The 18,865-nt window shown below is 73.2% G+C and carries 15 protein-coding genes; 8 read left to right on the top strand and 7 right to left on the bottom strand.

Annotation, left to right across the window (positions count from 1 at the left end):
• Window positions 1-17: 17 nt before the first annotated feature.
• Entirely contained in the window at window positions 18-2,153 is a 2,136-nt protein-coding gene (locus tag IG02_RS0113975; protein WP_420707741.1) for a hypothetical protein, read from the bottom strand.
• A gap of 182 nt (window positions 2,154-2,335) precedes the next feature.
• On the opposite strand from IG02_RS0113975, the gene IG02_RS0113970 reads away from it, so the two are divergent.
• Complete coding sequence (locus IG02_RS0113970) at window positions 2,336-2,797, top strand: hypothetical protein (protein WP_051764973.1); 462 nt, start codon at window positions 2,336-2,338, stop codon at window positions 2,795-2,797.
• 168 nt (window positions 2,798-2,965) lie between these two features.
• On the opposite strand, the gene IG02_RS0113965 is transcribed toward IG02_RS0113970, so the two are convergent.
• Complete coding sequence (locus IG02_RS0113965; RefSeq protein ID WP_030746298.1) at window positions 2,966-4,588, bottom strand: DUF1996 domain-containing protein; 1,623 nt, start codon at window positions 4,586-4,588, stop codon at window positions 2,966-2,968.
• A gap of 393 nt (window positions 4,589-4,981) precedes the next feature.
• Between IG02_RS0113965 and IG02_RS0113955 the strand changes: the two genes are divergently transcribed.
• Window positions 4,982-5,446 carry a DUF4259 domain-containing protein gene (locus tag IG02_RS0113955; RefSeq protein ID WP_051764971.1) on the top strand — a complete coding sequence of 155 codons (465 nt, stop codon included), beginning with the start codon at window positions 4,982-4,984 and terminating at the stop codon, window positions 5,444-5,446.
• Window positions 5,447-5,511: 65 nt separating this feature from the next.
• On the opposite strand, the gene IG02_RS0113950 is transcribed toward IG02_RS0113955, so the two are convergent.
• Complete coding sequence (locus tag IG02_RS0113950) at window positions 5,512-6,498, bottom strand: NAD-dependent epimerase/dehydratase family protein (RefSeq protein WP_030746293.1); 987 nt, start codon at window positions 6,496-6,498, stop codon at window positions 5,512-5,514.
• A 115-nt stretch (window positions 6,499-6,613) separates the two neighbouring features.
• On the opposite strand from IG02_RS0113950, the gene IG02_RS0113945 reads away from it, so the two are divergent.
• Together IG02_RS0113945 and IG02_RS0113940 are read left to right on the top strand one after the other, a co-directional pair.
• Window positions 6,614-7,351, top strand: coding sequence for a hypothetical protein (locus IG02_RS0113945; RefSeq protein WP_030746291.1), 738 nt, complete (start codon window positions 6,614-6,616; stop codon window positions 7,349-7,351).
• Between the two features lie 73 nt (window positions 7,352-7,424).
• Window positions 7,425-9,113 (top strand): PepSY-associated TM helix domain-containing protein, encoded by a 1,689-nt coding sequence (locus IG02_RS0113940; protein ID WP_063756778.1) that lies wholly within the window; start codon window positions 7,425-7,427, stop codon window positions 9,111-9,113.
• A gap of 83 nt (window positions 9,114-9,196) precedes the next feature.
• Here the strand turns inward: IG02_RS0113940 and IG02_RS0113935 are convergent, their stop codons facing one another.
• Complete coding sequence (locus tag IG02_RS0113935) at window positions 9,197-9,895, bottom strand: winged helix-turn-helix domain-containing protein (RefSeq protein WP_030746286.1); 699 nt, start codon at window positions 9,893-9,895, stop codon at window positions 9,197-9,199.
• Window positions 9,896-10,381: 486 nt separating this feature from the next.
• Window positions 10,382-11,401 carry a glutamine synthetase gene (glnII, locus tag IG02_RS0113925; RefSeq protein ID WP_030746284.1) on the bottom strand — a complete coding sequence of 340 codons (1,020 nt, stop codon included), beginning with the start codon at window positions 11,399-11,401 and terminating at the stop codon, window positions 10,382-10,384.
• 265 nt (window positions 11,402-11,666) lie between these two features.
• Here glnII and IG02_RS0113920 point away from each other — a divergent pair, with 265 nt between their 5' ends.
• Entirely contained in the window at window positions 11,667-12,611 is a 945-nt protein-coding gene (locus IG02_RS0113920; protein ID WP_037802884.1) for a Gfo/Idh/MocA family protein, read from the top strand.
• A 279-nt stretch (window positions 12,612-12,890) separates the two neighbouring features.
• Here IG02_RS0113920 and IG02_RS0113915 read toward each other — a convergent pair whose 3' ends face one another.
• Both IG02_RS0113915 and IG02_RS0113910 read right to left on the bottom strand, forming a co-directional pair.
• Window positions 12,891-13,595: a hypothetical protein gene (locus tag IG02_RS0113915; RefSeq protein ID WP_030746279.1), complete on the bottom strand. Its 705-nt coding sequence runs from the start codon at window positions 13,593-13,595 to the stop codon at window positions 12,891-12,893.
• Between the two features lie 173 nt (window positions 13,596-13,768).
• Window positions 13,769-14,134, bottom strand: coding sequence for an arsenate reductase family protein (locus tag IG02_RS0113910; RefSeq protein ID WP_030746278.1), 366 nt, complete (start codon window positions 14,132-14,134; stop codon window positions 13,769-13,771).
• Between the two features lie 144 nt (window positions 14,135-14,278).
• On the opposite strand from IG02_RS0113910, the gene IG02_RS0113905 reads away from it, so the two are divergent.
• The 3 genes from IG02_RS0113905 (at window position 14,279) to IG02_RS0113895 (ending at window position 18,825) form a co-directional block, all read left to right on the top strand.
• The gene (locus IG02_RS0113905; RefSeq protein WP_030746277.1) at window positions 14,279-14,554 is read left to right on the top strand and encodes a hypothetical protein; all 276 of its coding nucleotides are present in this window, start codon (window positions 14,279-14,281) and stop codon (window positions 14,552-14,554) included.
• A 220-nt stretch (window positions 14,555-14,774) separates the two neighbouring features.
• Entirely contained in the window at window positions 14,775-16,955 is a 2,181-nt protein-coding gene (locus IG02_RS0113900) for a family 20 glycosylhydrolase (protein ID WP_078854484.1), read from the top strand.
• A 109-nt stretch (window positions 16,956-17,064) separates the two neighbouring features.
• Window positions 17,065-18,825 carry an alpha-L-fucosidase gene (locus tag IG02_RS0113895; RefSeq protein WP_030746272.1) on the top strand — a complete coding sequence of 587 codons (1,761 nt, stop codon included), beginning with the start codon at window positions 17,065-17,067 and terminating at the stop codon, window positions 18,823-18,825.
• The last annotated feature ends 40 nt before the right edge of the window (window positions 18,826-18,865 follow it).

Raw genomic sequence — 18,865 nt, 5'->3', positions numbered from 1 at the left:
GGGCCCGCCCGTGCACGTCAGCGCGGCGGATCCAGTCTCGTTCCGTCCGCCGCGCGCCCGTACAGCTCCGCGTGCGCGCCCTCCTTCGCCGGTACGGCCAGCAGCCGGCCGCGCGCGCTGCCCGTCACACCGCCCGACACCTCCAGCGCCGCCGTGCCCGGGCCGCCCGCCGCCAGGACGTACCACCGGCCGCCGCGTGACTTCCACAGCACTCCGGCGACCACGCGCTCGTCCCGGGGCCCGCAGGCCGGGGAGTCCACCGACCGGGCCGCGACCGCGCCCGGCGCGGTGGGCCGTCGCGCAGGGGCCTGGAACTGGGCCAGGACCCGGCCGCCCGGGCCTCGCCAGGTCTCGGCGCGGGTGCACAGCCAGTCGGCCGTGCCGTTGGCCTCGGGCAGGGGCTGTGTCGCGTACCGCCAGGAGTTCACGGACCGTACGCCGTGCATCCGTACGGCGGGCAGCAGACAGGCGGTCCGCGCCCAGGCGGCGCGGTCCGCGTCGGCCTCCTTCTCGACCAGTAGGTCCTGGGGCGCCGAGGGTGGCCCCGACGTCAACCTCGCCGGGGTCAGTTCACCCAGATCCGTGAACAGCCGGGCGGTGTTCACTGCCTTCTCCGCCTTCTCCGCCTTCTCCGCCTTCTCTTCCGTCCCCCGCTTCGTCGCCTTCACTGTCCGCCCCGCGCGTTCATCGCGGCTCCCGCCCCGCACCTCCAGCGTGTCCCAGGTCCGGCAGTCCCGGGCCATCGCCGGGCTCGCCAGCGGATCGGTCACCCCGTCCGCGTCCCTGCGCAGCGCACGCGCCGGGGCGCGCGGATCGAGGAGGTCGCGTACGGACGTGGCGCTCACCCACGGCGCGGTCAGATAACGGACGTTGCCGTCGGAGCGGGCCACGATCAGCGCCGCCGAGTCGGCCTCGCCCGCGCCGTCGACCCGGGCGAAGTCCAGGGCCGCCAGCTCTCGCCCGTCCGCGGCCTCGGCGTACCGTACGATCCGCAGCCCGTCGTACAGGAGCACCACCCGGGCCGTGTCGACCGTTCCCGCGTACAGCAGCTGCGGCGGCCCCATCGGCGGCCCCGACGGTGTCGCGGGGGCCGTGGAGACGTGGACCGAGGCGCCGGGCCTCGCCCAGACCGCCAGCGCCCGCCGCAGCAGCGCGCGGTCGTCCGCCAGCCGCCCCCGGGCGGGCCAGACGGAGAAGTCGGTACGGACGGCGGTCCGCCACGCCGTGGGCGCGACGCGCCCCACCTCGGCCGGGTCGAGCGCCGAGCGGGCCGCCGCGTTCGGCGCGTACGCCGGTGCCGCCGCGCCGTCCGGGCCCCAGCCGTCGTCCGGCCGTACGAGGAACGCCCCGCACAGGAGCAGGGCCGCGGCGGCGGCCACCGTGGCCCTGGTGCGCCGGCGGCGGCTCATCAGGTCGGTGGGTCCGGCCTGCAGGGAACAGGGGTCGAACTCGGACGACCGCAGCAGGACGGCCATGTCCGCACGGGGGGCGCCGTTCCCCGGGGCGTCCCGGGCGGCGCCCGCGGTGCCGGGAGCGTCCGCGGTGCCCGGGGCGGTGAGGCCGGCGCAGTCCGCCTCGGCGAGCGCCGCCGCCACGTCCACGGCCGCGTCGGCCGCCGCCAGGGCGTGGCGTACCTCGGCCTCGGACAGACCCTCCAGCACACGCAGGACGAGCACCGCGCGGGCCGGACCGGACAGCGCGGACAGCCGTCGCTCCAGGGCGAGTTCGTCCGCTCCGCCCGACCGGGGGAACAGCCGCAGCCCCAGGACCCGGGGGAGGGGCGGCGAGGGGGCGACGCGCAGCCGTCGGGCGAGCCGGTGCCCCGGCCGCCCGGCGGCCAGTGCCCGGCGCAGGACCCGTTCCCGTAGGAAGAGGTAGGCGGCGTCGGGCGGTTGGTGGTCGCGTGGGATGGCGGCCGGAGTGGCGGCCGAAGGCACCGCACGCCCGCGCGGCAGGGAACGCTGGACGATGGCGTGCGCCGTCAGGACGCGTCGGTTGCGGCCCAGGGACGGCGGCAGGAGGAGATAGGCGATCCGGGCGAGCCGGGGATAGTGCTCGACCAGGGCGGCCTCGGCCTGTTCGACACCGATCGGCGCGGTCGAAGCGGCAGCCGGGGCGAGGGTGGATGCGGGGACGGCGTGATCCGGGGGCACATGGAGCAGAACGAGCGATTGGTCCGATGGTCACCTCGGGGGCCGGGGCCGGGGCCGGGGCGGGGGGCGGGGCCGGGGCCGGGGCCGGAGGCTGGGTGCCGTTCACAGAGCGCAGGGGGGTGCTCTTGCCGTATCACGTCGTTCCCCGGCGAACCACCCTGCCCACGCGGCACGATGGCCCTATGCGTACCGAACGACCCCTCGTGGTCACCGCGGCCCTCGCCCTGACTCTCACGCTGACGGCGGGCTGTGCGAGCGAGGAGAAGACCCCCCAGATGCCGAAGACGGCGAGTGGCAGCCTCGAAGAGATAGCGTCCCAGGCCAAGTGCGAACCGCAGATGCAGACAGACGAGGAGGAACTGCGGCAGGCCCTCTGCAAGACGAAGGACGGGCGGTATGTGCTGGTCACCTTCGCCACGGACCGGGGCCAGCGCGAGTGGATCAACGGGGCCAAGGACTACGGCGGCACCTACCTGGTCGGCCGGAAGTGGGTCGCGGTGGGCGATGACGCGACGGTCGCGACCCTGCGCGGCCGGATCGGCGGGGATGTGGAGAACGGCACGTCGCACACCGCGGCGCCGGGCGGCGGGGACGGGAGCGACAAGGACGGCGGCAAGGGACACTCCGGTCACACCGCAAGCTGACCGCGCGAGCCCGTGGGCTGACCGCGTGGGCCGACCGGTGGGCTGACCGCGCGGTGCGGGTGTGGTCCTTCTCCGTACGTCTTGCCCGCGCGGCCATGGAGAAGGGCCACACCCGCGCGGTGCGGGTGTGGCCCCTGGTGCGTCCGGCTCAGTCGGTCGGCCGGTACGTCAGCACTTCTGACCGTTGTTGATGCACTCCACCATCTGGTTCATCACGTTCTCGTCGAAGACGTTGATGAAGTCACCGTGGTCGGTGATGGGCTTGTGCAGCTGCTCCGGGAAGGAGTCCACGGCGAAGCCGGGGCCCGGCGGGACGTCGTAGACGATCCGCTGCTGGAGCTGCGGGATGGCCTGGAAGCCGTTGCCGCAGTTGCCGTTGCCGTCGGCGAACGCCACGTGCGTACGGTGGTTGGCGCTGTCGATGTTCTGACCGTCCCAGCAGCTCTGGAACTTGAAGGTGCGCACGACCTGGCTGCCCTCGGGGCAGATCGGGTACTTGTCCTTGAGCTGGCGGTCCTCGAACCCGGTGCAGCTCCACGACGCGTTGGCGTTGGCGTCGCCGTTGGTGAGGGCCTTGGCGTCACCGGTGATGATGCGCAGGAGCTTGGGCATCGCGACAACCTTGGAGTTCGGGTTGCCGACGAAGACGTTGGTCACCTCGGTGGGCTGCTGGATCGGCCCGACGTTGCCTTCCTTGCCGCCGCCGTCCGCGTTGGCGTCGGCCTCCTGCTCACCGTTCTGGAGACGGATCACGGGCCAGAAGTAGGAGGACTTGTCGCCCTGGTTCTGGCAGGACGTCTGGGCGCCCGCCAGATCGTTGTCGCTGGCGAACGCGTTGTTGGACTGGTTGCCGATGTAGTCGTGCATGTGGTGGGCGCCGTTGGTCACACCCGGGGCGACGATGACGTTGTCCGAGTTGTGCAGGCTGTTCTCGTTGACGCCGCAGTCGGAGCTGAACGTGCCGGCCGAGCCGTTGCCGCCGCCACCGTTGCCACCGCCGCCGTTGCCCCGGCCGCGCTGACCGCCGTTGCCCTTTCCGGTGTCCGCGGGCTGGGCGTTGGGCTGGACGGTCGTGATGTCCACGAAGTCGCTCGCCTCGGGGCCGTTGCCGGCCTGGCCTCCGCCTTGCTGCCCGTCGCCATTCTGGCCACCATTCTGGCCGCCGTTCTGGCCGTCACCCTGGCCGCCGTTCTGGCCGTTGTCCTGACCGCCATCCTGACCGCCGTTCTGACCGTTGCCCTGGCCGCCGTTCTGGCCGTTCTGGCCATTGCCGCCGTTGCCCTGGCCCCCGTTGCCCTGGCCGCCGCCGTCCAGGACGTCGCCGTTCTGCATGGTGCAGGGCGCGAGGGACTCCAGGCCCTGCGGCCGTTCGCCGACCCGGCCCATCGCGATCGAGATGCGGTCCAGGGCGGCCACCCGCCTGTCCTTCAGCGGACCGAGGATGGCGTTGTTCGCGTAACCGGAGTCCAGGGCGATCGCCCTCTTCTCGTCCGCGAACCGCTTGTACGCCTCGGTGATCTGGCTGTCCATCTTCGCCAGCTCACGGTCGACCTCGGCCCTGGCCGCCTCCGGGACGTTCTCCAGCTTCTTCTCGTTGGCCACGTCCGGGCAGACGATGGTCGACGCCTGCGCCACGTTCTGGGCCTTCGTGCCGGCCTGGTTCGACTTGCCCTCGCCCGCGGACGCGTAGACGTTGGCCGCGACCAGTCCGCCCCCGCCCAGGAGCAAGGCAGCCGAGGCGGCGATCGCCCGGTTTGCCAATTTTGAGCGTTTTCTCGATGTGCGTGCCATGGAACTAACTCCTCAAGCTTCGTTGCCGGTTACAGGAAAATCGCGGCAGGGGGAGAAGCGAAGCGCACCGTTCCTTACGGGACCCACGCGCGGGGTGTTCAGTCGCTCGGGGAATTCATAGAAATCTCCATCGACGAATCGGGTCGGACCCCACGCATCCGTCGTTTTCCCGTCCATCTCGCGCATGGATGCCATCGGGGGCGTCAGTGGCGTCAGTGGCATCGGCGACATCGGCGGCATCGGCGGCATCGGCGGCTTCGAGATCACGCGCTCACCGCCGGCCGCCCGATGAGGTCGCGCGGTGGATTGTCAGTGGTGCCTGGCACGATCGGAGACGACCGACGAGCAGGGCGCGGCGTCCGCGCGGGGACGCGGTGGGAGCAGGGGGCAGGCATGGGTACGTGGGACACCGGCCACTTCGACAACGACACGGCGGCGGACTTCGCCGCGGAGCTGGACGAGGCGACGCCCGAGCGGCGTACGGAACTGGTGCGCGGGGCGCTGGCCGGGGCCGCCGCCGCCGGCGCGGCCGGGTATCTCGACGCCGACATCGCGGAGGTGGCGGTCGCGGCGGCCGCGCTGGTCGCCGAGCAGTGCCCCGGTGGTCCACCCGTGGAGACGGTGTACGGACCGGACGAGCCGCTGCCGCGCTTCCCGGAGGAGCTGAGGAGCCTGGCGGTACGGGCGCTGGACCGAGTGGTCGCGGACGAGTCCGAGCTGCGCGAGCTGTGGGAGGAGGCGGACGGCGGGAACGGCGCGTGGCAGCGAGGCGTGACATCGCTTCGGGCAGCCCTTGCGCCGCCGCTCGCCGCCGTGACCGCGGCGATACCGAGGCAGGGCCGTCCGTCCCACGACTGATACGGAGAACGGGCGGGGCGCCGGTGCCCGCGGTGGGTGACCGTGGGTACCGGCGCGGGGGCGGGTCACCCCGCCAGGACCCTCGCCTCCACCTCGGGGGACAGGCCCGGCGGCGGGCGGTCCGGGCGCTGCGGGGCCCGTCCGCCGATCGAGGTGAGCCAGGTCCACGTGTCCGCGACCGTGTCCGCCACCGGGCGGCAGCGCAGGCCCGTGGCCAGGGCCTTGGAGACGTCCGCGCCGCACAGGGTGTCGTGCAGCTCGCCCGGCGGCAGCCAGATCGGGAGGTCCGTCCAGGGTTCGATGCCCGCGCCCAGGATCGTGGCCGGGTCCGTCCAGCGCAGCTCCGCGTCGGCCCCGGTGGCGCGGACGCACGCGCCGAGGAGCTCTTCCATCGTCGTGTGCCCCGGCGGGCCCACCAGGTTGTACGGGCCGCCCAGGCCGTCCCGTACCGCGTCCAGGGTCCACTCCGCGAGATCCCGCACGTCGATGTACTGGAGCGGGTTGTCCCGCGGCCCCGGTGCCAGTACGGGGCCGCCCCGGGCGATCCGCCCCAGCCACCAGGGCAGCCGGCCGACGTTCTCCCAGGGGCCGAGGATCAGGCCCGCGCGCACCAGCAGCGCGCGGTCTCCGAAGGCTCCCTCGGCGGCCAGCTCGCCGCCCCGCTTGTCGATCGCGTAGTCGACCTGCTCGGCCACCGGCGACGCGCCCGCCACCAGCGGGCCGTCCTCCGGGAGCCCGGCCGGTGACGGGTAGGCGTAGACCGAGCGGCTGGAGATGTACGCGTAGCCGCCGGCGCGGCCCGCCAGCGCCCGGGCCGCCGCGCGCACGGCGGCCGGCGCGGCCGACCAGGTGTCGATCACGGCGTCCCACGAGCCGTCGGCGAGGGCCGTCAGTCCGTCCGGCGCGGTGCGGTCACCGCGCAGGACGGCCGCGCCGGCCGGTGGCTGGTGCCGGCCGCGGTGGAAGAGCGTCACCTGCCAGCCACGTCCGAGCGCCGCTTCCGTGAGCGCGCGGCCGACGAACTCCGTACCTCCGAGAATGAGGAGCTTCATGCGGTCGACTCTGCCCGCCGGAAGGCCGCGGGGACAGCCGGATTCGCGGCCGGAAGAATCGGGAACTTCCGGGACCTGCCCAGTGGCCCCGTCGCGATGGCACCATGTGCGGACCATGACAGACGCCCGGTCGCCGTTGCGCGCCCTACGGGCCGCGGCCTTCGCGGCGGTCTGCGTGACCGTGGCGGCTCTGGGGCATTCGTACACATCCGGGGGTGAGATCCCGGCGGCGAGCCTGTGGGCGGCGTTCGGAATGACGGGCATTGCCGCGTGGTCCGCCGGCCGTCGGCCCCGGGGCACCTGGTCCATCGGTGCGGGGATGCTCACGGTCCAGGGCGCCCTGCACGTGCTCTTCTCCGGTGTGCTGCCGTTCGTGCCGCCGTACGGACCGTACGGCGGCACGAACGGCAGCACACCGGAGCACGGCCCGCACGCGGACGCGTTCATGGGCGCGGGCGCGGGCATGGGCACCGTGGGCGGTGCCGAGGCCGTCGGCGGGGCCGCTTCCGGTGCGATGCCGGTCCTCGGCGGTTCGCCCGGCACGACGGGCATGGTCGCCGCGCACCTCCTGGCCGCCGTTGTCTGCGCATGGTGGCTCGCCCGGGGCGAGGCGGCGCTCCTCGCCCTCGCCAGGGCCGCCGGCGCCCTCGCCTTCGCCCCGCTCCGGCTGCTGTTCACCGCCGTGCGCCCGGCCGTCGCGTTCCCCTCGCCACGGCCCGGCCGCGGGACCGTCGGGGCCGCGCACCACATCCGTGGCGTCGTCCTCGCGCACGCGCTGTCGCGACGCGGTCCGCCCGCGTGCCGTACCCCACGTGCCACGGCCCCGGAAGCCGCCGCCGTCACCGCCGTCTGAGGCCGGAGGAGGCGGATGGCGAGGGGTCGATCTCCTCATGCCCTCGGCCGACCCGACCCCTAGGACAGACGACATGGCCATTGACGACCCCGTACAGGAACCCGAGCCCGACACCGCGTCCGGCACGGCGTCCGACACCGCGTCCGACACCGGGCCCGCGAAGCGTGCCGAGCCCGCTGAGCCCGCTGAGCCCGCTCGATCCAGCCCGCGCGGGACGACCGGACCCGCGACCGGCACCACCGGCTCCACGACCGGCACCACCGGCTGGGCGGCCCTTCGCCCGCTCGTGCTGCGGCTCCACTTCTACGCCGGCCTGCTGATCGCGCCGTTGCTCCTGACGGCGGCCGTCAGCGGTTTCCTCTACGCGTTCTCCTTCCAGGCGGAGAAGGTGGTCTACCGCCACGAGCTGCGCGCACCCGTGGGCGACCGCGCGCTCCCGCTCGGCGACCAGCTCAACGCCGCCAGAACCGCCTTCCCGGACGGCACGATCACCTCCGTGCGCATACCCGACGAGGCCGCCGCGACGACCCGCGTCCTGATGAGCGGCCCCGGCGTCGAGGAGGGCAAGTCGCTCGCCGTCTTCGTCGACCCGTACACCGCCGAGGTGCGCGGCACGCTCACCAGTTACGGCACCTCGGCCGCCCTCCCGCTGCGCACCTGGCTCTCCGAACTGCACCGCCACCTGCACCTCGGTGAGCCGGGCCGGGTCTACAGCGAGCTCGCCGCGAGCTGGCTCTGGGTGGTGGCGCTCGGCGGGCTGCTGCTCTGGCTGGGGCGCAGGCGGGCCTCCAGGCGTGCCCTGCTCCTCCCCGAGTCCGGCGCCACCGGCCGCCGCCGGACGCTGTCCCTGCACGGCGCGGTCGGGATGTGGGCGGTGACCGGGCTCGTTCTGCTGTCGGCCACCGGCCTGACCTGGTCGAAGTACGCGGGCGAGAACGTCACCGCCATCAAGGACCAGCTCGGCAGCGGCACCCCGGTCGTCTCCGCCACCCTCGAAGGGCGCGGCGGCGACACCAACGGCGGCGGGACCGGAAGCGGCGGTGGGGGCGCCGGCGGCGGCCACGAGGGACACGAAGGCATGACCGGCATGGAGGACATGCCCGGCATGGACCACATGGAGGGCATGGAGGCCAAGGACATCGGCATCGACCTCGTGGTCGTCGCCGCCCGGCAGGCCGGGCTGGACGGGCCGATCGCGGTGACCATGCCCCAGAAGGACAGTGGCTATGTCGTCGCGCAGACGGACCAGCAGTTCCCGGTCCGGCTCGACTCGGTCTCCGTGGATCCGGCCAGTGGCATGATCATGGACGAACTGCGCTTCGCCGACTACCCGTTGCTGGCGAAGCTGACCCGTTTCGGCATCGACGCGCACATGGGGCTCCTCCTGGGGCTGCCCAACCAGGTGGCCCTCGGCGCGCTCGCGCTCGCGCTGATCCTCATCATCGTCTGGGGCTACCGCATGTGGTGGCTGCGCAGGCCCACCAAGGAGCGGAGGCTGGGCGCGGGCCGGGCGATACCGCGCGGGGCCTGGCGGAGGGTTCCGCTGACGGTCCTGCTCCCGCTCGCGGTGGCCACGGCGTTGACCGGCTGGTTCCTGCCGCTGCTGGGCATCAGCCTGCTCGTGTTCCTCGCCCTGGACGGCGCGGCGGGCCTGCTCGCCCGCACCCGGGCGGCCCGTACGGCTGCCACGGCCGGCGCCCCTGCCGCCACCGGCCCCGGCGGTGACACCGGTACCGGCGGCACTGGCAGCCTCGAGCCGTAGCGGCACCACGGGGGTGCCCCACCGGTACGCGGGTCCGCGTGCGTACCGGCGGGGCACCCCGCACACAACCGGTGGCGGCCCGGTCAGGGCACGTACTTGTATCCGACCCGCCGTACCGTACGGATCGTATGCCGGTGCTCGGCCCCCAGCTTGCGGCGCAGCCGGGCGACATGCACATCGACGGTCCGCCCGTCGCCCACGTGGCCGTAGCCCCAGACCGTGGTCACCAACTGGTCGCGGGTGTGCACCCGGTGGGGATGCGCCACCAGGTGCGAGAGCAGTTCGAACTCCAGGTAGGTGAGGTCGAGTTGCCGGTCACCCACGGCGGCCGTGCGCCGTGTGTCGTCGACCCGCACGGGACCGGCGCCGCCCCCGGGGCCGGTCCCCGCGCCGCCCCCGGCTCGGGAGTCGGGGCCGGTGACGTACGGCACGGCGGTGGTCTGTACGGCGGCGGCCCGCACCGCCGCGTGCTGGTCGGCCGGTACGAGCACGAGGTACCCCACCATCGGCGGGTGCCCCGGCAGGGAGGGCAGCGTGTGCTGCGGTGCGGGCAGCCACGTGGCGCCCGGGGGCAGCAAGTCCACCACCTGGCCGACCGGGACACCACCCGGTACGGCGGACGGATCGGGGACCGGGGCGGGAGCCGGTGCGGTCTCGTCGCGGTCGACGGCCCGGAGCCGCTGGCGCCGGCCGGGCGCGCCGGTTTCCTGCTGGTTCACCGAGGTCGCGGTCGCGGACGCGGCGGAGGCGGTCGCGGCGGAGAAGGGACGGGTGTTCACCATGAGAGGTCAGCTCTTTCGCGCGGAGGAGTCGTCGAGTCGACAGAAGGACGTGACGTACGTCATGCGCGGCGGCCGAAGGCCGGAGAGGCTTTAGAGGGCCGACGCGTTCCTCACGCGGCGACACACCCGGTCGAAGTCATGGTCCTGCCGGGACGGCCAGAACGGCTCGAGGTCGAAGCGACCGCGGTCCGTCGTGGGGTGCTCGAAGCCGGCCATGGCTCCATTGAAGCAGATACCCATGGGCGGGGCAGACCCTTTCGCCGGTCGGTACGGTGCCCGCTCGCGAGCGGACACGGTGTGCGTGGACCGGGGAGCACCACGGGGAGGCAATGCGAAGGGCGGCCACCGAACGGTGGCCGCCCTTCGCCATGGAGCCTCGGTGCCTTGGAACGACGGAGCGGCGGAGCGGCGGAGCTCCGGTCGTCGAGTCCTCGAGGACACGCGGTCCGGTCCGTTCGTGCCGCCCCGGGGCCCGGCCGTGTCGGATCAGACCTGGCCGGCCTTCTCCAGCGCGGTGCAGCAGGTGTCGACGATCAGCCGCGTGACGACGTACGGGTCGACGTTGGCGTTCGGACGGCGGTCCTCGATGTAGCCCTTGCCGTCCTTCTCCACCTGCCACGGGATACGGACCGACGCGCCGCGGTCGGAGACGCCGTAGCTGTACTCGTTCCACGGGGCGGTCTCGTGCAGGCCGGTCAGCCGGTCGTCGATGCCCGCGCCGTAGTTCTTGACGTGGTCGAGCGGCTTCGAGCCCTCGCCCAGCGATTCGCACGCGGTGATGATCGCCTCGTACCCCTCGCGCATCGCCTTCGTCGAGAAGTTGGTGTGCGCGCCCGCGCCGTTCCAGTCGCCCTTCACCGGCTTCGGGTCGAGCGTGGCGGAGACGCCGAAGTCCTCGGCCGTGCGGTAGAGCAGCCAGCGGGCGACCCACAGCTGGTCCGCCACCTCCAGCGGAGACAGCGGTCCGACCTGGAACTCCCACTGGCCCGGCATGACCTCGGCGTTGATGCCGGAGAGGCCGAGACCCGCCTGGAGGCAGTTCTCCAGGTGCGCCTCGACGACGTCACGGCCGAAGATCTCGTCCGAGCCGACACCGCAGTAGTAGCCGCCCTGGGCCGCCGGGAAGCCGCCCTCCGGGAAGCCCAGCGGCCTGCTGCCCTTGAAGAACGTGTACTCCTGCTCGATCCCGAAGACCGGCTCCTGGGCCTTGAACCGCTCGGCCACCTCGGTGAGCGCGGCGCGCGTGTTGGACGCGTGCGGCGTCATGTCGATGTTCAGGACCTCGCACAGGACGAGGACGTCGTCGCCGCCACGGATCGGGTCGGGACAGGAGAAGACGGGCTTGAGTACGCGGTCGGAGGCGTGGCCCTCGGCCTGGTTGGTGCTGGAACCGTCGAAACCCCAGATGGGCAGTGCGGCCCCGTCGCTCAGGATCTTCGTCTTCGAGCGCAGCTTGGCCGTCGGCTCGGTACCGTCGATCCAGATGTACTCAGCCTTGAACGTCACGGGGCCTCATCCTTCGTGGGTGCAGCACGTCGCGGGTACGGCGGGCATTCCCGCGGGCGCGGGTGCGGGTACGGCAGATATGCGTGCGAGCTTCCCAACGCGCCGTTTCCCCGCCATTGCCCGCCCGTGAACCACGTGTTACTCGGGGCTGCTCGTAGGACCTCCTCGTAGGACCTCCTCGTAGGACCTCCTCGTCGGGCCTCCCTGCGGGGTGCCTCTGGTACGCGGGGTCTCATCGGCGACACGAACGGGCACACTGATCCGCATGACCAAGCCACGTATCGGACTCCTCGGCACCGGCCCCTGGGCGGAGCGCACGCAGGCGCCCGCCCTCGCCGCGCACCCCGGGATCGAATTCGGCGGCGTCTGGGGGCGCCGGCCCGAGGCGGCCACCGCGCTCGCCGCGGCCCACGGCACGGACGCCCACTCCGGCGAGGACGGGCTGGACGCGTTGTTCGCCGCGTGCGACGCCGTGGCCTTCGCCCTGCCGCCGGACGTACAGGCGCCGCTGGCGGCACGGGCCGCGGCGGCCGGCTGCCATCTGCTGCTGGACAAGCCGGTCGCCACCACCGTGCCGGGCGCCCGCGCCGTGGCGGACGCGGCGGCCGGGGCCGGGGTGGCGTCGGTGGTCTTCTGCACGCTGCGGTTCGCCGCCGGGACGGCGGAGTGGGTGACGGAACAGGCCGGCCGGGGCGGCTGGTTCACGGCCCACGCGCACTGGCTCGGGGCGCTGTACGGCCCCGGCGCGAACGGCGGCGCGTACGCCGAGTCGCCCTGGCGCCGGGAGAAGGGCGGGCTGTGGGACGTCGGACCGCACGCCCTGTCCGCGCTGATCCCGCTGCTCGGCGAGGTGACGGAGGTGACGGCCGTACGCACCGGCTCCGACCTCACCCACCTGGTCCTGCGGCACGAGGGCGGCGCGGCCAGCTCGGCGGCGCTGAGCCTGAGCACGCCCCCGGCGGGCGCGGGAGCCGGACTGGAGATCCGCGGCGAGCAGGGCACCGCCGTGCTGCCCGAGCGGTGGGGGGACCCGGTCGCGTCCTTCGGAGCGGCCGTGGACGCGCTGCTGGAGTCGGCGGCCACGGGCCGGCCGCACGCGTGCGACGTACGGTTCGGACTGCGGCTGACGGAGATCCTGGCGGAGGCGGAGCGGCAGACGGCCGCGGTGGCCACCGGCCCGGAAACGCCGGCCGGCGTAGCCGCCGCATGAGGTCGGCGGCGCGGCTCGCGTACACGGGTCCGCCGCCGCCCGGGCCAGGCCGGCGTGGCCGCTGTGACGGGGGAGCCGGGAGGCGGGCGGCCAGATGCGTTTGTGTGTCCGGGGGCGCGCGTATCGCAACGCGGGACACGAAACCGTCCCGCGGGGGACGCCCAACCTCGGCCGGTCTTCGGCCGCCGCACGGCCCGCCGTCCACTGTCGGCGGACCGGCGGCCGTGCCGTCCTCAAGTCCTCAGAAGAGGCGGCCTCTCAGGCCGGGCGGGGAGCACATCAGCGGTCGACGCTCTGGATCTGTTCGATCTTGGCGTTACGGATCAGGAACTTGCCGGGCTCGCGGACCTCTTCGAAGGCGGCGTCGTTCAGCAGCGTGCAACTCCCGGACACCGATGTGATCTTCACCGTCGTCGACTTGTCGTTGTCGAGGTTGGTCACACGGATCGTGGAGCCGATGGGCAACTGGTTACTGGACGCCGCGGGGGCGCCCGCCTCACCGGAGAGGGTGACGGTGGAACCGGCGCAGACGACATCACCGGTCCCGGTGCCGGTGTCGGCCCCGGTTCCGGTTCCGCTGCCGGGTCCCGTGGCGGTTCCCGTGCCGGGTCCCGTGCCGGCTCCCGGGTCACCGGCTCCGGCTTCCGCCTCCTCGGCACCGGAGCCGGTGCCGGTCTCCGTGCCCGCCCCGGCGCCTGCCGCCGCTCCTTCACCGACCGCGCAGCCGGACGCCGCCTGCTTCCGTTTGATCTCCTCGACGACCGCCGTCCGGTTGGCGATCCGGGCCTCCGACTGCGCGTCCGGGTTCGCGCGCTGGTCCGCGATGAACGCCTCGTTGTTGCCCAGCGCCGTGGCCAGGCCGTCGCAGGCCACCGACGCCTGGCTCGTACCGGTCATCACCACCGCGGTGGCTCCCGCCAGTGCGGCGGCTCCCACGACCAGGGAGAACATCTTCGTGCGGCTGAGGGTCTTCTTGCGGGACACGTGTGGGGGGCTCCTGTCCCCGGCCTCGTAGGTGACGGGGCCGGCTGGGTTACGTGTGCCGTCCCATACGTGCCGCCCGGGGCTTCTGCTCAACCACGCGGCACAATCTCCGGACCGGACACGGGAGTTACCCGCTCGGGGCCTCGCCTCCGAGGCCGGTAACTCCGAGTCCGTCACGACGACCGGCCGAGGGCGTCCCGTACCGCGTCGTCCGTGCGCGCCACGACCGCCGTGCCGTCGTCCGCCGTGATGATCGGGCGCTGGATGAGCTTCGGGTGGCCGGCCAGCGCGGTGATCCAGCGGTCCCGCGAACCGGCGTCCCGCGCCCAGCCCTTGAGCCCCAGTTCCCTCGCCTCCGCCTCGCCGGTCCGTGTGATGTCCCAGGGCTCCAGTCCCAGTCGGCCGAGGACCGCACGGATCTCGGCCTCGGACGGCACGTCCTCCAGGTACCGGCGGACGGTGTACGAGGCGCCTTCCTCGTCCAGCAGGCTCAGCGCGCCACGGCACTTGGAACACGCGGGATTGATCCAGATCTCCATGTCGCCCACCGTACCGTCCACGCCTTCCGCCGGCTGCCGTCGACATCCCCCAAAAAGCGCCTCTGGCCAGGGGCGATTGTCAGTGCGGGGCAGTAAAATGGAGGCAGTTCGTGAGAGTCCAGCCAGTATGCCGGGAGGTCGCAGATGGCCGTTGCCACGATCACGACGAAGCCCTTCGAGACGCATCCGCACATCACTCGCCGCCCGCTGCCCGCCGGGCGGCCGCGCGAGTGGTACGAGACCCACAACCGCCGCCTGAAGGCCATGCGGCTCGCCATCGCCCTGCTGGACTCGGGCGTGTACGACCCGGCGCGGGCGCACAACCGCCGGATACGGAGCACGGCGGCGCGGGTCGGGATCCACCCGCCGTCCGACACGACCTGCCGCATGGTGCGTGCCCTGATCAAGTACGGCCGCTGATGATCCTGGCGGGTTTCTGATCGGTTGCCGCCGTTGACCCGTAACACGTACGCGTTACGGGTCAACGGCCCTGCCACGACTGGACTTTCCGACGGGCGCATGGACTTTTCGCCGCCGCCGGATTCGGAACGCGCGCCGGGGTGAAAGCTCCCTACCGGATAGCCATCGGATGACTTGATCCTCTGGAGGTGCCCGGGTGACGCGGCGCGGTGCGGTGTTCATGTCTCACTGGGCAGAGGTCCGAGGACTGGGGGCGCTGCGAAGACGGCGTGCTTTCGGGGCTCTGGCGGCGGCGTTCCTCCTGGTCGCGGTGGCGGCACCCGCGGCACCGGCGCTGTCCGACGCGTCTGCCCCGCCTGCCGCGTCTGCCGTGCCCGCCCCGCCTGTTGCCCCGGCGTCAACGGCGTCGGCGTCCTCCGCCCCGCTCACCGTCCCGGCCCTGACCAACTGGACGCCGGGGGAGGGAGACGGTTTCACGTTCACCGGAGCCACGCGTCTCGTCGTCGGCGCGCGCGACACCGCCGCCTGGCGGACCGCCGTCACCCTGGCCGATGACCTGCTGGCCGAGGGCCGGGGCACCGTGCCCGTCGTACCGAGCACCGGCGGCGCGGCCCGCCCGGGCGACATCCTCCTCGCCACCGCCCCTGAGCGTGCCGTCCCGGAGCGTGCCGTCCCGGAGCGTGCGGCCTTCGAGAGCGCCGCCTCGAAGAGTGCCGTCTCCGAGCGCGCGGGGACGCTCGGGCGCGAAGGGTACGAACTGCGCGTCACCGACCGGGTCCGAATCACCGCGGCCACCGCCACCGGCGCGTTCTACGGCACCCGCACCCTGCTCCAGCTGCTGCGCGCGGCCGACGGGGCCACCACCCCGAGCGCTGCCCCGACCAGCGCGCCGAGCACCGCCCGGCCCGCCGTCGGCGTCATACCCGCCGGCCGCACCGTGGACGTCCCCGCCTATCCGGAGCGAGGCGTGGGCGTGTGCGCCTGCTACATCCACATCACCCCGGAGTGGCTGGAGAACCTCGTACGGGACATGGCCTACCTCAAGCTCAACCAGCTGCTGCTGGAGCTGAAGGTGAAGAGCGACCGGCACCCGGAGGCCAACACCTGGGGCTACTACACGAAGGACGAGATCCGCCGGCTCGTCGCGCTCGGCGAGAAGTACCACGTCACGATCGTTCCTGAGATCAACTCCCCGGGCCACATGGACCCCTGGATCAAGGACCGCCCGGACCTCCAGCTCACCGACTCCGACGGAGTGCCCCAGCCCTCCCGCCTCGACGTCACCAGCCCCGCGGCCCTCTCGTACTACACCAGCCTCATGGACGAGTACGCCGAGGTGTTCACCGCACCGGTCTGGCACATGGGCGCCGACGAGTACATGCTCGGCTCGGACTTCGCGAAGTACCCGCACGTCCTCGAGTACGCGCGCCGGACGTACGGCCCGGACGCCACCCCGCAGGACGCCTTCATCGACTTCGTCAACCGCGTCCACGCCTACGCCGAGCGGAACGGGAAGCGGCTGCGCATCTGGAACGACGGCCTCACCGGCGACAACACCGTCCCCGTCGCGGCGGGTACGACCGTCGAGCACTGGCTGTCCGTGCCGACCCGCCCCGGTGAGCTCGTCGCCCAGGGCCACCCGGTGATGAACGCCGCCTACTCCCTCTACCTCGTGCGCGGCGGCTTCCACATGAACACCCGGTCGCTGTACGAGCAGCGCTGGGACCCGCGCGTCTTCGAGGGGGAGCGGCTCACCTCCACCGAGGGCATCACCGGGGCGAAGATCAGCCTCTGGCCCGACAACGGGCGGGGCGAGACGGAGAACGAGGTCGCCGCCTCGATGTTCCTGCCGCTCCGCTTCATCGCCCAGACCACCTGGGGCGTGCCGCGGCCCGACCCGGATCACGACGGCTTCGCCGCCCGCGCGCGGGCCGTGGGGCAGGCGCCGGGCGCGAGCGACCTGACCCGGGTCCCGGTGGCAGACGGGACGTACACCCTGCGCGACGCCGCGGGCCGGCTGCCCGCCGGGAACTGGCGGATCGCCCGTACGGCCGACGGCTACGCCACGCTCACCGACGCCGCCACCGGCCGGTGCGCGGAGACCCGCAGCGGCCGGCTCACCCTCAACACGCCGCTGGAATCGGGGAGTCCGGTCACGTGGGAAACCTGCTCGGCCGCGAACACGCTCCAGCGCTGGCAGCTGACGACGGTCCCCGGCGGATACCGCCTCATCAACGCCATCACGCGCATGGCCGTGCACGTGGACGGGAGCGGCCGGCTCCTCCAGTACCCGCCGGACCAGCGCGCCCCGGCGGTCTGGACGATCAAGCGGGCCACGACCACGGCCGAGGGGCGGGGCTCGGAGCCCCGTGGTCCCGGCAACCGTGCCGCCGCCCGCTGACATCCCGACTCACCGACTCACCGACTCACCGACTCCCCGAAACCCGTTCTCCCGACACTCCGCCCCCCGACACCCTCTTCCCCCTGACAACCCCGGAGGACGATCGCACATGGCCATCGGCAGACGCGGGTTCGTGACCGGACTGGCCGTTCCCGCCCTCTCGCTGGGCGGGCAGCGGTACGCCCAGGAGCAGACGGCGAAGGCACCACCGGCCGGAGCCGGCCCCGCCGGAGCCGTGACACCGGCACGGTCCGGAACCGGGACGGGCACCGACACGCCCACCGGCTCCCGCATCCCCGTCAGCCAGGACGACACGGTCGACCAACTGGTCGCCAAGGCGGCCCGGCTGCGCCCCACCGAGCCGCAGATAGCCTGGCAGCGCCTGGAGCGCACCGCCTTCCTGCACTTCGGCGTCAACACCTTCACCGGCCTCGAATGGGGCACCGGCGACGAGGACCCCCGGCTCTTCCGGCCGACCGGGCTCGACACCGACCAGTGGGCGCGGGCCCTGCGCGACGGCGGATTCTCCCTCGCCGTCCTGACCGTCAAACACCATGACGGATTCGTGCTCTACCCGTCCCGCCACACCGCCCACTCGGTCGCCTCCAGCGACTGGGAGAACGGGCGCGGCGACGTGCTGCGCTCCTTCGCGGACTCCATGCGCCGCCACGGCATCAAGGTCGGTGTCTACGTCTCCCCGGCCGACGAGAACCAGTACCTGCACGGTGTGTACGCCAACGGCAGTGCCCGTACGCCGCGCACGATTCCCACCGCTCCTGCCGCGGCCACCGTTCCTACCGTAACCACCGCTCCTGCCGCGGCCACCGCTCCCGTCGCGGCGGAAGGCCCCGCCGGGTCCCGGCGGGGCCCCGTCCTCCGGCTCCCCGCCACCGACTACGGCGCCTACATGCTCAACCAGCTCTACGAGATACTCACCGAGTACGGCCCGGTGGACGAGGTCTGGTTCGACGGCGCGCAGGGCCGGATCCCACCCGACAAGGTCGAGTCCTACGACTGGGACAGCTGGTACGCGCTGATCCGCGCGCTCGCCCCGGACGCCGTGATCGCCGTGTCCGGGCCCGATGTCCGCTGGGTCGGCAACGAGGACGGCTCGGCCCGCGAGAACGAGTGGAGCACCGTCCCCGTCAGGGAGACCGCGGCGACGCACGGCAGGACCGACTTCGCCCTCTCCTACGACACTCCCGATCAGGGCAGCCGAGCGGCGCTGGCCGCGGCTCGGCCCAGGACCGACTGCCTGCGGTGGTGGCCCGCCGAGTGCGACGTCTCCATCCGCCCCGGCTGGTTCTTCCACGCGGAGGAACGTCCCAAGACGGCCGAGCAGCTCACGGACCTCTACTTCCGTTCCGTGGGCCGCAACGCGGTGCTCCTGCTGAACGTCCCGCCCGACCGGCGGGGCCTGTTGCACGAGGCCGACGTGGCCGTGCTGAGCGCCTTCGACGCCCGGCTGCGCCGCGAACTGCCCGAGGACCTGGCGCTGGGGTGCCCGGCCCGGGGCGACGGCCGGTGGCCGGGCCGGGCCGTCGACGGCGACCCGGACACCTCGTGGACCGCTCCGGAACCGGTCACGGGGGCGCGGGGGACGCTGACCCTGGACCTGGGCACACCCCGCACGGTGGACCGTGTCCGCCTCGCGGAGGACATCCGCCACGGGCAGCAGGTGGAGCAGGCCGTCGTCGAGGCCGAGACGGACGGCGGCTGGACGCGGGTCGCGGAGACCGGGACGATCGGTGCGAGCCGGATCCTGCTGCTGCCGGCACCGGTGACGGCCCGCCATTGGCGGCTGCGCGTCCTCGCCACGCGGGAGCGGACCCGGATCGCGCGGTTCGAGCTGCACCGCTCCCGGCCCTGAACACCCAGGGGCGGCAGGGCAGCCGGCGCGGGGCAAGAGG

This window comes from Streptomyces sp. NRRL F-5135 (assembly GCF_000719775.1).
Lineage (GTDB): Bacteria > Actinomycetota > Actinomycetes > Streptomycetales > Streptomycetaceae > Streptomyces > Streptomyces hebeiensis.
This window is presented reverse-complemented; position numbering and strand designations above follow the sequence as displayed.

Excerpts from the sequence above, each read along its gene's own strand:
- IG02_RS0113970 (WP_051764973.1), top strand. The coding sequence starts at position 2,336 with ATGCGTACCGAACGACCCCTCGTGGTCACCGCGGCCCTCGCCCTGACT.
- IG02_RS0113965 (WP_030746298.1), bottom strand. The coding sequence starts at position 4,588 with ATGGCACGCACATCGAGAAAACGCTCAAAATTGGCAAACCGGGCGATC.
- IG02_RS0113955 (WP_051764971.1), top strand. The coding sequence starts at position 4,982 with ATGGGTACGTGGGACACCGGCCACTTCGACAACGACACGGCGGCGGAC.
- IG02_RS0113950 (WP_030746293.1), bottom strand. The coding sequence starts at position 6,498 with ATGAAGCTCCTCATTCTCGGAGGTACGGAGTTCGTCGGCCGCGCGCTC.
- IG02_RS0113945 (WP_030746291.1), top strand. The coding sequence starts at position 6,614 with ATGACAGACGCCCGGTCGCCGTTGCGCGCCCTACGGGCCGCGGCCTTC.
- IG02_RS0113940 (WP_063756778.1), top strand. The coding sequence starts at position 7,425 with ATGGCCATTGACGACCCCGTACAGGAACCCGAGCCCGACACCGCGTCC.
- IG02_RS0113935 (WP_030746286.1), bottom strand. The coding sequence starts at position 9,895 with ATGGTGAACACCCGTCCCTTCTCCGCCGCGACCGCCTCCGCCGCGTCC.
- IG02_RS0113920 (WP_037802884.1), top strand. The coding sequence starts at position 11,667 with ATGACCAAGCCACGTATCGGACTCCTCGGCACCGGCCCCTGGGCGGAG.
- IG02_RS0113910 (WP_030746278.1), bottom strand. The coding sequence starts at position 14,134 with ATGGAGATCTGGATCAATCCCGCGTGTTCCAAGTGCCGTGGCGCGCTG.
- IG02_RS0113905 (WP_030746277.1), top strand. The coding sequence starts at position 14,279 with ATGGCCGTTGCCACGATCACGACGAAGCCCTTCGAGACGCATCCGCAC.
- IG02_RS0113900 (WP_078854484.1), top strand. The coding sequence starts at position 14,775 with ATGTCTCACTGGGCAGAGGTCCGAGGACTGGGGGCGCTGCGAAGACGG.
- IG02_RS0113895 (WP_030746272.1), top strand. The coding sequence starts at position 17,065 with ATGGCCATCGGCAGACGCGGGTTCGTGACCGGACTGGCCGTTCCCGCC.